The sequence below is a fragment of the Bacteroides sp. AM44-19 genome (assembly GCF_003603395.1).
Classification (GTDB): domain Bacteria; phylum Bacteroidota; class Bacteroidia; order Bacteroidales; family Bacteroidaceae; genus Bacteroides; species Bacteroides uniformis.
On the sequence record NZ_QTNB01000003.1, the window covers coordinates 159,624 to 173,777 of the forward strand.

General features: G+C 41.2%; 10 protein-coding genes. 2 read left to right on the forward strand and 8 right to left on the reverse strand.

Annotated elements, in window-relative coordinates:
- Positions 1–15: 15 nt before the first annotated feature.
- Positions 16–2,544, reverse strand: coding sequence for an ATP-dependent Clp protease ATP-binding subunit (locus DW947_RS07245; RefSeq protein ID WP_005837192.1), 2,529 nt, complete (start codon positions 2,542–2,544; stop codon positions 16–18).
- Between the two features lie 301 nt (positions 2,545–2,845).
- On the opposite strand from DW947_RS07245, the gene gyrA reads away from it, so the two are divergent.
- Positions 2,846–5,374, forward strand: coding sequence for a DNA gyrase subunit A (gyrA, locus tag DW947_RS07250; RefSeq protein ID WP_016273790.1), 2,529 nt, complete (start codon positions 2,846–2,848; stop codon positions 5,372–5,374).
- A 30-nt stretch (positions 5,375–5,404) separates the two neighbouring features.
- A complete protein-coding gene (locus DW947_RS07255) occupies positions 5,405–6,646 on the forward strand; it encodes a tetratricopeptide repeat protein (protein ID WP_005837195.1) in 1,242 nt (413 codons plus the stop codon).
- Between the two features lie 188 nt (positions 6,647–6,834).
- Here the strand turns inward: DW947_RS07255 and DW947_RS07260 are convergent, their stop codons facing one another.
- From DW947_RS07260 to DW947_RS07290, 7 genes are all read right to left on the reverse strand, one after another.
- Positions 6,835–7,965, reverse strand: a complete 1,131-nt coding sequence (locus DW947_RS07260) for a universal stress protein (protein WP_016273792.1) — start codon at positions 7,963–7,965, stop codon at positions 6,835–6,837.
- Between the two features lie 80 nt (positions 7,966–8,045).
- The gene (locus tag DW947_RS07265; RefSeq protein WP_085929906.1) at positions 8,046–8,321 is read right to left on the reverse strand and encodes a DNA-binding protein; all 276 of its coding nucleotides are present in this window, start codon (positions 8,319–8,321) and stop codon (positions 8,046–8,048) included.
- Positions 8,322–8,570: 249 nt separating this feature from the next.
- On the reverse strand, positions 8,571–9,416 hold the full coding sequence (locus DW947_RS07270) for a tetratricopeptide repeat protein (RefSeq protein WP_022402395.1): 846 nt from the start codon (positions 9,414–9,416) through the stop codon (positions 8,571–8,573).
- A 10-nt stretch (positions 9,417–9,426) separates the two neighbouring features.
- Positions 9,427–11,271 (reverse strand): BatD family protein, encoded by a 1,845-nt coding sequence (locus DW947_RS07275; RefSeq protein WP_016273794.1) that lies wholly within the window; start codon positions 11,269–11,271, stop codon positions 9,427–9,429.
- A 21-nt stretch (positions 11,272–11,292) separates the two neighbouring features.
- Positions 11,293–12,003: a tetratricopeptide repeat protein gene (locus DW947_RS07280; RefSeq protein ID WP_044468212.1), complete on the reverse strand. Its 711-nt coding sequence runs from the start codon at positions 12,001–12,003 to the stop codon at positions 11,293–11,295.
- On the reverse strand, positions 12,000–13,028 hold the full coding sequence (locus tag DW947_RS07285) for a VWA domain-containing protein (protein ID WP_022402392.1): 1,029 nt from the start codon (positions 13,026–13,028) through the stop codon (positions 12,000–12,002). Before DW947_RS07285 ends, DW947_RS07280 begins: the two co-directional genes overlap by 4 nt.
- 80 nt (positions 13,029–13,108) lie before the next feature.
- The gene (locus tag DW947_RS07290; RefSeq protein WP_117681144.1) at positions 13,109–14,092 is read right to left on the reverse strand and encodes a vWA domain-containing protein; all 984 of its coding nucleotides are present in this window, start codon (positions 14,090–14,092) and stop codon (positions 13,109–13,111) included.
- Positions 14,093–14,154: the final 62 nt, after the last annotated feature.

Sequence of the window (14,154 nt, forward strand, 5' to 3'; positions counted from 1 at the left end):
TTTATAAAGAACAGCTTATGCCTTCCTGATGCTCAGCTCGTCTTTTTCTTTGTCTACTGATACGTTTACCGTATCACCCGGCTGTAACTCCTCCGCCACTATCAGCTCGGAAAGTCCATCCTCCAAGTGGTTCTGAATGGCGCGCTTCAATGGGCGCGCACCAAACTGTACATCGTACCCTTTCGAAGCAAGGAATGTCTTTGCATCATCCTCCACAACCAGCTTGTAACCAATTGCTTCAACCCGTTCGTACAAACCTTTCAGCTCAATGTCCACAATCTTTGTGATGGCCTCCAAAGAGAGCTGGTCGAAAGTAATGATTTCATCCAAACGATTCAAGAATTCGGGAGCAAAGGTCTTGTTCAGAGCCTTTTGTATCACGCTGCGCGAATGTTCATTGTCATCCGTGCGGTTTTGCGCCGCAAAACCTACGCCACGGCCAAATTCCTTCAACTGCCGCGTACCGATATTGGAGGTCATAATGATAACCGTATTCTTGAAATCGATGGTTCTGCCATAATTGTCAGTCAAACGACCTTCATCCAGTACCTGGAGCAAGATGTTGAACACGTCCGGATGGGCTTTCTCAATCTCATCCAGCAAGACAATGGAATACGGCTTGCGACGCACCTTTTCAGTCAACTGGCCGCCTTCCTCATAGCCCACATATCCCGGAGCGGCACCAATCATACGAGATACGGTGTATTTCTCCATATACTCGCTCATATCGATACGTATCAAGGCATCGGCAGAGCCAAACATATATTTTGCCAATTGCTTTGCCAAATGCGTCTTACCCACACCAGTAGGGCCAAGGAACATAAAGGTTCCGATGGGATGGTTCGGGTCTTTCAACCCTACACGGCTACGCAAGATTGCTTTGGTAAGTTTCTCTATCGCAGCATCTTGAGCTATCACCTTCGCCTGTAGTTCTTCCTTCATTCCGGCCAGTTTAAGTCCTTCTGCCTGCGCCATGCGCTGTACGGGTACACCGGACATCATTGAAATAACATTGGCTATTTCCTCTTCACCTACCGTTTGGCGGTCATCCTTCAAACGGGCTTCCCACTCAACCTTCATCTCCTCCAAGCGGACAGAAAGTTCCTTCTCACGGTCGCGGTAGCTGGCAGCCAGCTCAAAATTCTGTGACTTTACAGCTTCAGCCTTCAGGCTACGTGCCTCTTCAATCAGCTTTTCCTGTTCCTCAATTTCTTTCGGAACATTAATATTCGTCAAATGCACACGCGAACCCGCCTCGTCCAAAGCATCAATAGCTTTATCCGGGAAGTTGCGGTCGGTTATATAGCGTGCTGACAACTTGACACATGCTTCCAGGGCTTCATCCGTGTAGCTCACGTTATGATGGTCTTCATACTTCTCCTTGATATTCTTCAATATCTGAAGCGTTTCTTCAGCTGTGGTAGGCTCTACAATCACCTTTTGGAAACGACGTTCCAAAGCACCGTCTTTCTCGATATTCTTTCTGTATTCATCGAGAGTGGTAGCTCCAATACACTGGATTTCACCACGCGCTAAAGCTGGTTTCAGCATATTGGCAGCATCCATGGAACCGGCAGCAGCACCGGCACCTACAATCGTATGGATTTCATCGATGAAAAGGATGACATTCGGATTTTTCTGCAACTCGTTGATGATAGAGCGGATACGTTCCTCAAACTGACCACGGTATTTTGTTCCCGCCACCACAGAGGCCATATCAAGCATCACCACGCGCTTTTCAAACAAAATGCGCGAAACTTTCTTTTGCACAATACGCAATGCCAAACCCTCTACGATGGCAGATTTTCCGACTCCAGGTTCACCGATAAGCACCGGATTGTTCTTCTTACGGCGGCTCAAGATTTGCGCCAGACGTTCAATCTCGCGTTCGCGACCCACAACCGGGTCCAGCTTGCCTTCTTCGGCAGCCCGCGTCATGTCTACGCCGAAATTGTCCAGCACAGGAGTATCATTGGACGGCTTTCTGGATGCAGCCTGTGCAGCCGAAGCCGAACCAGCTCCCCCAGTACGGGAGGAGCGGGACATATTCATATCTTCTTCATCCTCTTCATCATCCTCGGTGAATCCCATTCCCGCATTCGGATTGGTCGATTTCATCGAAAGCTGTTCAAATACAGCCTGATAATCCACCCGGTGTTCTTCCAAAACAGTTGCAGCAAGATTGTCGCCATCTTTCAAGATAGCCAGCAATACATGTTCCGTATCGGCAGTTGCACTTTTCAGCAAACGCGCTTCAAGCATACACATCTTCAATATCTTAGCCGTCATCGGGGACAAGGGCACTTCAGCGTCCGGCAAGAGAGTATCGTCCTCGGCATCCTTTAGGAAACCCTCCAGACGACTTTTTACTCGTTTTAAATCTATATCAAGTTTCAACAATATTTCAATAGCTTTTCCTCCGCCATCACGCAGCATGCCGAGCAGAAGGTGTTCCGGACCAATATAGCGATTTCTCAATCGATTGGCTTCTTCCTTGCTATAAGTAATTATGTCTGAAACTCTTTGTGAAAATTGATTGTTCATATTTTATAATTCTCCTCAATTAAAAAGGTTATCCACGACAAAGATACGCATTTATTAATTCAGCGTATCATATTTAACTGATTTAATAGTATACAAATCCCGTGCCATAAATTTCAAATCTGTTTTTCCACTTTATACCTTATATATTAATAGCAATTTGGTGAGGAATGGAGGGAGTACTTCCATATTTATATTGCAGGCAACAAAGTTTATGGAGGAAAACTTTTGTATATCGTAAAAAAGCAGTACTTTAGCGTGGTTTTTCACGAACCCGAAAATGTATAATTAATAATCTTTTTAAATGCTTGAACAAGACAGAATTATAAAGATTAACATCGAGGAGGAAATGAAGTCATCGTACATTGACTACTCTATGTCGGTCATTGTTTCACGTGCCCTTCCGGATGTTAGAGATGGTTTTAAACCCGTTCACCGAAGAATTCTTTTCGGAATGATGGGATTAGGAAATACCTCCGACAAACCTTATAAAAAATCAGCCAGAGTTGTAGGTGAAGTATTAGGTAAATATCACCCTCATGGCGACTCGTCCGTTTACGGAGCTCTTGTACGTATGGCTCAGCCTTGGGCAATGCGTTACATGTTGGTAGATGGACAAGGTAACTACGGTTCAGTAGACGGTGACAGCGCTGCTGCCATGCGTTATACAGAGTGTCGTTTGCGAAAAATTGGTGAAGACATGATGACAGACCTTGAGAAAGAGACTGTTGACATGCAGAACAATTTCGATGACTCTTTGCAAGAGCCTACCGTCATGCCGGCCCGTATTCCGAATCTTTTGGTAAATGGTGCATCTGGTATCGCTGTAGGTATGGCTACCAATATGCCGACCCATAATCTATCTGAGGTTATTGATGCTTGTATTGCATACATCGAAAACAATGACATCGATATAGAAGAGCTGATGACGTATGTCAAAGCTCCTGATTTCCCGACCGGAGGCTATATATACGGTATGAGCGGTGTTCGCGAAGCCTATCTCACGGGACGCGGACGTGTCATAATGCGTGCTAGAGCCGAAATTGAGACTGGTTCGACGCACGATAAAATCGTTGTGACAGAAATTCCCTATGGTGTCAACAAAGCTGAATTGATTAAGAATATAGCCGATTTGGCCAACGAAAAGAAAATTGAAGGTATTGCCAATGCTAATGACGAATCCGACCGTGAAGGTATGCGTATCGTTATTGATGTAAAACGTGATGCAAATGCCAGCGTTGTACTCAACAAGCTCTACAAGATGACAATGCTGCAGACATCTTTTGGTGTGAACAATGTTGCATTGGTACATGGCCGTCCACGTCTGCTGAATCTGAAGGATTTGATAAAATACTTCGTTGAGCACAGACACGACGTAGTCATCCGCCGTACTCAGTATGATTTGCGCAAGGCCAAAGAACGTGCACATATTCTGGAAGGATTAATCATTGCATCTGATAATATCGACGAAGTAATCAAGATTATCCGTGCTGCTAAAACCCCGAATGATGCTATATCAGGTTTGATGGAGCGATTCCAACTCAGTGAAATTCAGTCACGTGCCATTGTTGAAATGCGTTTGCGTCAGCTCACAGGATTGATGCAAGACCAGCTGCACGCCGAATATGAGGAAATTCAGAAGCAGATTGCTTATTTGGAAGAAATCCTTGTCAATGACGAACTCTGCCGCAAAGTCATTAAAGATGAACTGATTGAAGTAAAAGAGAAGTATGGTGACGAACGTCGCTCGGAAATTGTCTATTCATCAGAAGAATTCAATCCGGAAGACTTCTATGCAGATGATGAAATGATTATCACCATCTCGCACATGGGATACATCAAACGCACACCGCTGAGCGAATTCCGTGCGCAAAACCGTGGTGGGGTAGGCTCCAAAGGTACCGAAACCCGCGATGCAGACTTTGTAGAGCATATTTATCCTGCAACCATGCATAATACCATGATGTTCTTTACACAGAAAGGTAAGTGTTACTGGCTGAAGGTATACGAAATCCCCGAAGGTACTAAGAATTCGAAAGGTCGTGCCATCCAGAATTTGTTGAATATCGACTCTGACGATGCTGTAAACGCCTATTTGCGCGTGAAGAACTTGAACGACCAAGAATTTATCAACAGCCATTATGTATTGTTCTGTACTAAGAATGGTGTCATTAAGAAAACATTGCTTGAGCAGTATTCACGTCCTCGCCAAAATGGTGTAAATGCTATCACTATCCGTGAAGACGACCGTGTAATCGAAGTGCGTATGACAAACGGTGACAATGAAATCATCATTGCCAACCGTAACGGACGTGCCATTCGTTTCCATGAAAGTGCTGTGCGCGTTATGGGACGTACTGCCACCGGTGTACGTGGTATGACATTGGATGAAGACGGTCAAGACGAAGTAGTAGGTATGATATGCATCAAAGATCCTGAAGCGGAAACAATTATGGTTGTATCGGAACAAGGATATGGCAAACGTTCGGATATTGAAGATTATCGCAAGACCAATCGTGGAGGTAAAGGTGTGAAAACAATGAATATCACCGATAAAACGGGTAAATTAGTAACTATCAAGTCTGTTACAGATGAAAATGACTTGATGATTATTAATAAATCCGGTATTACCATCCGTCTGAAAGTCGCCGATGTTCGTATCATGGGACGTGCTACACAAGGTGTGCGTCTAATCAACCTTGAGAAACGTAATGACGAAATCGGCTCTGTATGTAAAGTCACTTCAGAAAATGAAGAGGAACTTATAGAGGAGGGGGAAGAAAATACCCTTGAAAGCCCTCAGAACGAGGTAAACAATGAAAATGAAGAATAGACATAATATTAATTTAAATTTTCTACAATCATGAAAAGAGTATTATTTTCAATGGTTTTACTACTTGTCGCAAGCTTTACTTTCGCCCAAGAAAAGAACGTAAAAGAGGCTAAAAGTATTGCTAACGGAGTAAATCCTGACTTTGCCAAAGCAGAGGAACTGATAAATCAGGCTTTAACCAATCCCGAAACAAAGGACAATGCCGAAACGTGGGATGTAGCAGGTCTTATCCAAAGAAAAAGAAGTGAGAAAGAAATGGAAAATGCCTATCTGAGAAAACCTTATGACACTCTTCAGGTATATAATAGCGCATTGAACATGTGTAAATTCTACTTCAAATGTGACGAATTGGCACAAATTCCCAATGAAAAGGGCAAAATCAAGAATAAATATAGAAAATCTAATTCTGCTACAATTTTAGCAGAACGCGGTAATCTGATCAATGGCGGTATCCAATTCTTTAATTTGGCCTCACAGAAAGAAGGCGATGCAGCCAATGAAGACAATAAAAAAGCATTAGATTTCTTTGCAACATACATTGATATTGCTATCAACCCGATGTTTGAAAAGGAAAATCTGTTACAAACAGATACTGTATTACCCCAAATAGCATATTATGCAAGTTTAGCAGCTGCTAAGATGGAAGATTATCCTAGTATTTTGAAGTATGCTCCTTATGCACAAGATGATAAAGAGGTTGGGAAATACGCTATGGAATTTATCTCTACTGCATTGAAAGCTGAAGGTGATACTGTTAAATGGATTGCTTCTTTAAAAGAAGGTATCCAGAAATATCCTGAACATTCATTCTTCTTCGGTCATTTGATTGATTATTATAGCAATAACAACAAATATGACGAAGCTATGCAGTTTGCTGATGATATGTTGGCTAAAGATCCTAACAATACATTCTATTTGTATGTAAAAGGCTACCTTTATCACAATATGAAGGACTATGATAAAGCTATTGAATTCTATAAAAAAACTATAGAAGTAGATCCTAATTATGCAGAAGCATACTCTAATTTAGGCTTAATTTACTGCTTACAAGCACAAGATTTCTCAGAAAAAGCAACTACAGATATTAATGATCCGAAGTATAAAGAAGACCAGGCTACTCTGAAGACTTTCTATGAAAAGGCAAAACCTTATTATGAAAAGGCAAGAGAACTGAAACCTGATCAAAAAGATTTGTGGTTAAATGGTCTGTATAGAGTGTATTATAATTTGCAAATGGGCCCTGAATTCGAAGAAATTGAAAAGTTGATGTAATACTTTCATAATAATAAAAGCCTAATTAAATTATTAATTAGGCTTTTATTATTGTTATATCATTAAGTAAAGAATGTTATTTCTTAAGTGAGGGAGAGAAGAAATTAAAATTAGATTAAATTATTCCAGCGCTATATTAAACATAATGACGATATTGGATAGAAACCATATATATCCATATTCAACACCTAATTCGGTCTTCCGTAAATTACCAACAATGGTGTATCAGAATGGAAAATCATCTTTCTGGCAATGCCAGGGTTAAATAAGCGCGAAAATATATTTCTTTTATAAGAAGTTAATGTTATAATATCAATGTGATTACTTTTGATATAACTGTCTAAACTACTAAGCAGATTATCGTTCTTTACCACATCATAGTATATTTCCAATTGTGGATATTGTTTTTGAAAATATTCCTTAATACCAGCCAGTTTTATTTCATTCCATGTATTCTGAACATCTGAAAGATGTATCAGAGACACTGAAAACTTAAATGATTTCAGATTATTTATTAGTGAATCAAAAGCTATTAAATCACGTTGATCAAAATTAGTAATGAATGCAATACGCTTAGCCTCAGAAAATTGCTTGAATGGAGTATTTTCAGGAATGGCCAATACCGGTACACGGCTACGTTCAATCACTTCAGCCGTTACACTACCGATCAAATCAATATCCTTCTGACTTTTACCACGAGTTCCCATTATGATAATGCGTGGTCGATATTCCTTGGTATAGCGGAGTACCTCTTCTTCAGGAATACCTTCACGCAAGACACAAGTATATTTAATATCTGGAAACTCGCCGGAAGCTACCTTCTCTTTTACTTTATTAGATAATGCATTCAAATCAGCATGAACTTTTTGTAAGATACTCCTTACATTCTCCTCATCACTTAGCTGATAGTTAAATACGTCTCCGTATGGCAAAGAAGTTGCATATATAGGAGTAAAATAAACATGTAGCAAAACAACTTCTGCACCTATATTCTGAGCGAAATTGAAACCGAACTCGCAAGCCTTCAAAGAATAATTGGAAAAATCCACTGGAATCAGCACTTTATTACTAACCTTCTCCAGTTTAGGTGACTTCCCCCCCACTACCTCTTCAGATAACCACGCAGAGCTTTCAGTAATTTTCAGAGCATGAGGTAAGTCACTCTCCTTAATACGTACACGTACGCCAGAAGAAACAACCGGTTGTATCTGGTTTACATTGTGAATATAAGTCTCAATACCTTCATTTTCAAGAACATTTTTCAATATTTGAGCTTTCGCGTACGTTAAGATTGCCAAAGTAACTAATTTATCTTCCATATATCATTGATTTTGAGATTAAAACAAACAAGAAATCCCAATTGTTGTCAGCAATTGGGATTCTATCTAACTTTCTCTTCTTAAGCTCGAACAGCTTCTTCAGTCTTACCTGCCATTTCATCTAAAATTTTTAAAGCTCGCTCTAAAACAGTAGTATCATCAATCATAACCAATCCACCATCTGGTCCAGGTTCCAAGTGAATCCCAACACTTTTCCCCTCCTTAAAATTGTGTCCACCGAAAAAATTTCTTACAGTGTCAACATTCAGTCCAAGTTCATCGGCTATTCTATGCATACTACCACTAGGCAATGAGTCTTTAATCTTACGTAATTCATTAAATGTTATTGTTCTCATATTCATAAATTTAATGGTTAATACTCTGTACTTTTTATTATCACGCTATAAACTTAAGGAAAAAAAAGGATAAAACAAACTATTTCTTTATCTTTTTTCAAAAAGAATATTGCCTCTCCAAAAAATAATCATTTTCAAGTATGCAGAATTATAAGTACAGAGAAAAAGCTCCTAAAAATAGACAGAAACAGCTCGTATAAAGCAGAATTATCGGGTTTATACGAGCTGTTTTTAGAATACAGGGAAAATTTAAATACCTTCTATGGCAGAAGCTGGAACCCACCCTACTTTACCATCTTCCAAACGAATTTCTTTCCATTCACGCATAGAGTTGTCTTTTATCTCAACTTTACGTCCCTCATGAAGAATGAACAGACTTGTACCACTTTCACTGGGAGTACTACGCACTGTGACACTAGGTGCCAACACTATAGCTTCGTTACGTTCCATCAGTTCGCCTTTTTGCTGAGCAGCAAACACATTACTCAATATAACAAGAACCAGGAATACTATTCCTGCAATAAATCCCACTTTCTTTCCCGTAATCTGTTTTGAAAAGAAAAAGAGATAGAACGAAACGAGTAATAGTACAAAGAACACAATCCCCAACTTAGCCCATGCGTCTACGCTAAGACAATTAATCAACGATTTAGTCCAAGATACAAAGAAAACCTCAGGAATTGGGATTACCTTATCGATTGTCTTAGAACGTGCTATCTCCAAATTTGCACGAATATCAGCATTACCAGGTTCCAACAACAAGGCACGCTCATAATTCAATATAGCTCTTGCTATATCATCTGCCTTATAATAACTGTTGCCAAGATTATAATAGACCTCTGCAGCCTCTCCCTTCTTTAACAGATTCTCATATATTTGAATGGCAGAAGCATAATCATTCCGTATATAAGCGCTGTCACCTTCAGCCTTTGTCACATTGCTTTCTTGCCTTGCAGCAGAGAATTCCGCATGTGAACCGACGGATGTAGAGTCACTAGCAGTCTGTAATGTATCTACAGATGCAGAATTCTGCCCATAGGCAGTAATTGCCATCACTAGACTAAGAGTAAAAAACAATATTTTATTCATTACCATTTCCTCCTGATTAATGTTTTATCGAGTTTTCCATTTTACTGATAACTTCCAAAGAAGCTGAATATACCTTATCCATAGCCTGGTTATCATCACCCGGAGCAAAGCGGGCAAACTCACAGTTATTCAATGCATCGAGGAATTCCTTTATCAACGCATCATTCACACCATAATTACGAAGTTCCTCTTCGATATTATCCTTAGACAAACGGGATACCGGAATGTTCAGTTTATCACTGATATACCCCCAAAGAGCCTTCAAAACCTCATCATAAAACGCATCTTTCTTATTCTCAACCAATAATTTACCAGCTTGCTTCATACGTTTCACCGCCACTTTATTGGCTTTCTTGGTACGCATCTTTGCTACATTTGCATTGGCTGCTATTTGCTTACGATAGATGATAAAGAATGTAATGAATGCAATACCCGGTATCAAATAAAGTAACCAATACGTCAACGAACCGAAGAAGAAATCACCTTTGGGAGACAGAGTAACATTATTCTGCTTGATAAAACGAATATCCTCGTTCAATACTTTCAACTCTTCCTTGCTTGTAAAGTTTGCAATAGTCTGAGCAGCATTGCCTGCTCCCTTTTCCACATGCAATTCATACTCTTCCGTAGTCAACGTTTTATACGAACGGGAATTAATATCAAAATAACTGAACTTTACGGCAGGAATCTTATAAGTTCCCGCATTACGAGGAATTGCCAGATACTCAATGACCTTGCTACCGGAGAGGCCCGAATTTGTCAGACGGAATTTATTGTCCACCTTCGGATCATATACTTCAAAATCCTCGGGGAATTTAACTTCCGGATTAGAGAGCAATTTCAGATTACCGGTACCAGAAATGACAAGTTTGACAGTAACAGCATCATTGGTCTTGACATTTGTACTATTGATAGAAGAAGTTATATTGAACTCTCCCACTCCTCCCGAAAAATCGGCTGGCTTACCTGCCGGCAAGGGCTTTACGTCAATTGTCAGTTGCGGAGTCAAAATTGTCTTTTTAACTTCTACGTAATTGCTTCCTCCATTGAAAAATGCCTCGAACGGATCAGCAACTTGTGTAGCCTTTGCAATGGAAGCATCAAAGCGTGCTGCATCAATTGTCAGCTTACCGGCTTGTTGCGGGAACAACACAAACTGACGATAGATTGTAGACTGATAATTTCTACCTTTATAATGCTCCAATCCCCATCTTCTGTCATTAGGCAATTCTACTTCCTGAGAATGGAATCCTTTGAAGTCAGGCAATTTCACATTATCAAACATACGTAAGTCCACCAAGGTATATATCTTGTATGTCAGCAGAAAAGCCTCTTGTTCATACACCGTCATCTTACTGGCAGTAGCTGTAATAAACAAATCACTATTCGATACAGATGTCCCGGAAGAAGCGCGGCTGGCAGTGCCCTCACTCTGTTTGCCACCATTTCCAGAAGCTCCATTAGCAGCCTGATCTGCCGGAAGAACCCTTACTTGTACAGAATTCGAAACCATTTGGTTACCATCAGCAGTGATAGTGGCTCCTGGAATAGTAAAATCACCTTCTGCAGTCGCCATTAAAATATAAGTGAATGTAATACTGCTGGTTGAAGTCGTCTGCCCATTAATCATCTGCACGCTACTCTGTTGCGAGCGGCTGGGCCCCATCAACACATCAAATCCCTTCATAGAAGGAGCACGAAAGTCCCTTACCTTTTGTGTAGTCACCGTATACGACAGTCTGAACTGGTCTCCTACCGCCACAGCGTCAGGAGCGGACGCAGTAAACGATACCTTGCCATCGGCAAAGGCATTCATACTGACTGCAATCAGTGCTATCCATAAGAAAACTATTTTTCTCATATATTATTCCTATTATGTTTGTTACCAATCTTTTTCCAGACGACCTCCTTGAAGTACCTGCTGCTTTTTCACTTTATCCTGCACATCCTTCTCGTCTTGCATGACAGAGTTTAACAGCTGCTCGGCATTTTCCTTAGACATCTCATTATCTTTCTTTTCCGGCTGAGAAGGTTGTTGTTGCTGGTCTTGATTCTGTTGCTGGTCTTTCTGCTGATCCTGCTGTTTATCCTGCTCCTTCTGTTGGTCCTGTTTATCCTGATCTTGATTCTGATCCTGGTTCTGCTGCTGGTCTTGCAATTGTTTCTGTGCCAAAGCAAGGTTATAGCGCGTTTCATCATCTTTCGGATTATTGCGTAACGACTCCTTATAGGCTTCTACCGCCTTTGCATAATCCTTCTGAGAATGAAAGATGACTCCCATATTATGATAAATCTGTGCTAAGTTCGATTTGTCCTTTTCTATCTTGGTAGCTCCCACATATTGCTCCATCGCTTCCTGCAGCTTGTTCTGCTGGGTCAATGTATTTCCCAGGTTGAACATGGAAACCGTTGACTTCGGGTTTACCTCCAAAGCCTTCCGATAGTTCACTTCTGCATCCACATATACGCTATCCTTAAAAAAACGGTTTCCCTTACGGATATAATCGCGTTCCGCCTTCTGTGCAGAAGCTGAAGCTGCCACTAACAGCAGCAAAACTATTCCAATATATTTTTTCTGTAACATACGCATCATTTCTTATTAGAGAATAAATGAATGTTGCGGAACAGAGGATTCTTGCGCTCCAATATCAACATCTCAGTCAGTAACAACAGCAGAATAATCCATGCCACTGCCTGAAACTGTTCATTGAATTCCGTGTACACCTGTGTTTCCACATCTGCCTTTGCCATCTTGTTGATTTCCTGACTAATCGCTTTCTGTGCACCATTGGTATTGTCTACGCGCACATAAATACCATTTCCTGCCTGAGCAATTTCCTGACACATCTGCTCATTCAAGCGAGTAACGATTACATTACCTTCACGATCACGACGATAATCATTAGTACCCTCTATTGGAATGGGGGCACCCTCAGGCATACCTACCCCTAATACATTGACCTGGATACCTTTCTCTGCAGCAGCCTTAGCAGCTTCTACGGCACCACCTTCATGGTTTTCACCGTCGGTGATGACAATAACAGTACGTCCCACCCCTTCTTGAGGTGTAAAACTCCGGGCAGCCAGATTTATTGCAGCTCCAATTGCCGTACCTTGCTTGGAAATCAGCGAAGGGTCGATGGACTCCAAAAACATCTTGGCAGAAATATAATCACTCGTAATAGGCAACTGGGTAAATGCGTCACCTGCAAAAACAATCATACCGACCTTGTCATTCTGCATCTTATCTACCAACTGCGCCACCAGCCGTTTTGCCTTCTGCAAGCGGCTTGGCTGTACGTCTTGTGCCAGCATGGAATTGGATATATCCAACGCAATCATCACTTCCACTCCCTGGCGTTTTACCGTCTCCAGTTTGGAACCAAACTGCGGACGTGCCAGCAGTACCGTGAACAACCCGATAGCCGCAAAAACCAACCAAAACTTCACATCCGGACGGTATTTGGAAACATCCGGCATTAGCTGTGCCATCAGTATAGGGTCACCAAATTTACGAATGGCTTTCCTCCTCCGATAATTGGAGTACAAGTAGAAGGCCGCCAATAAAGGCAGCAGCAGCAACAAGTACAAATATGCAGGTTCTTCAAATCGAAACATCTTTTTATTTACAATTTAGCAATTTACAATTTACAATTTGGCTACGCAATGACTGATACACTAAAAGACATTCTCCGTTTTTACGGTATCTTCTTCAATATAGAGTTGCGTAACAGTACCTCCAGTAATACGCACAAGAAAGCAGCCAACGCAAACCAGCGGTACTCTTCCTGGCGCTTGCTGTATTCTTTTACATTCAATTTTGTTTTCTCCAGCTTGTCTATCTCCTCGTACACTTCCTTCAACTTCGAGTTGCTGGTGGCACGGAAATAGTTACCTTCCGTTGTTCCGGCAATCTGTGTCAAAGTCTTTTCATCAATTTCGACGGGCATATTGACATATTGCACTGTTCCACCTACCGGATAAGGATAAGGAGCCATACCATTGGTTCCCACCCCAATAGTATAAACACGAATGCCAAAACTCTTGGCTATTTCAGCAGCCGTTAAAGGAGAAATATCACCTTTATTATTGACACCGTCCGTCAGCAGAATAATGACTTTCGACTTTGCCTTGCTATCCTTCAAACGGGTAACGGCATTGGCAATACCCATACCGATTGCCGTTCCGTCTTCAATCAGCCCGCACTTCATATCTTTAAGCAAGTTCAACAATACGGCATGGTCTACTGTCAACGGACATTGCGTAAAGCTTTCTCCAGCAAACAAAGTTATACCTATATTATCATTCGGACGTCCGTTAATAAACTCTGCCGCCACATCCTTCGCCGCTTCCAACCGGTTAGGTTTCAGGTCTTCGGCCAGCATACTGGTAGAAACGTCCATAGCAAGCATGATATCAATACCCTCAATCTCGCTGTTCTGCCAGCTATCTGTGGTTTGCGGACGTGCCAAAACAAGAATAATCAGTATCAAGGCAATTATCCGCAATACAAACGGTACATGCAACAAATAGTTCTTATAGCTTTTAGGGGTATGGGCATACACACGGGCATCCGAAATCTGAAGCGTAGCTTCACTACTCTTCCGCTTCATAATATACCATACTATATAAGGTATAAGCAACAGCAGCAAAAATAAATATTCAATATTGGCAAAAACCATATTTATGTACGATTTAACGATTTACAATTCAGCTTCGCTCCAAACATCCCTCATTTTTCACT

Coding starts and splice junctions, on each gene's coding strand:
- DW947_RS07270 (WP_022402395.1), bottom strand. CDS start 9,416: ATGGTAATGAATAAAATATTGTTTTTTACTCTTAGTCTAGTGATGGCA.
- DW947_RS07285 (WP_022402392.1), bottom strand. CDS start 13,028: ATGTTTCGATTTGAAGAACCTGCATATTTGTACTTGTTGCTGCTGCTG.
- gyrA (WP_016273790.1), top strand. CDS start 2,846: ATGCTTGAACAAGACAGAATTATAAAGATTAACATCGAGGAGGAAATG.
- DW947_RS07260 (WP_016273792.1), bottom strand. CDS start 7,965: ATGGAAGATAAATTAGTTACTTTGGCAATCTTAACGTACGCGAAAGCT.
- DW947_RS07280 (WP_044468212.1), bottom strand. CDS start 12,003: ATGATGCGTATGTTACAGAAAAAATATATTGGAATAGTTTTGCTGCTG.
- DW947_RS07275 (WP_016273794.1), bottom strand. CDS start 11,271: ATGAGAAAAATAGTTTTCTTATGGATAGCACTGATTGCAGTCAGTATG.
- DW947_RS07245 (WP_005837192.1), bottom strand. CDS start 2,544: ATGAACAATCAATTTTCACAAAGAGTTTCAGACATAATTACTTATAGC.
- DW947_RS07290 (WP_117681144.1), bottom strand. CDS start 14,092: ATGGTTTTTGCCAATATTGAATATTTATTTTTGCTGCTGTTGCTTATA.
- DW947_RS07265 (WP_085929906.1), bottom strand. CDS start 8,321: ATGAGAACAATAACATTTAATGAATTACGTAAGATTAAAGACTCATTG.
- DW947_RS07255 (WP_005837195.1), top strand. CDS start 5,405: ATGAAAAGAGTATTATTTTCAATGGTTTTACTACTTGTCGCAAGCTTT.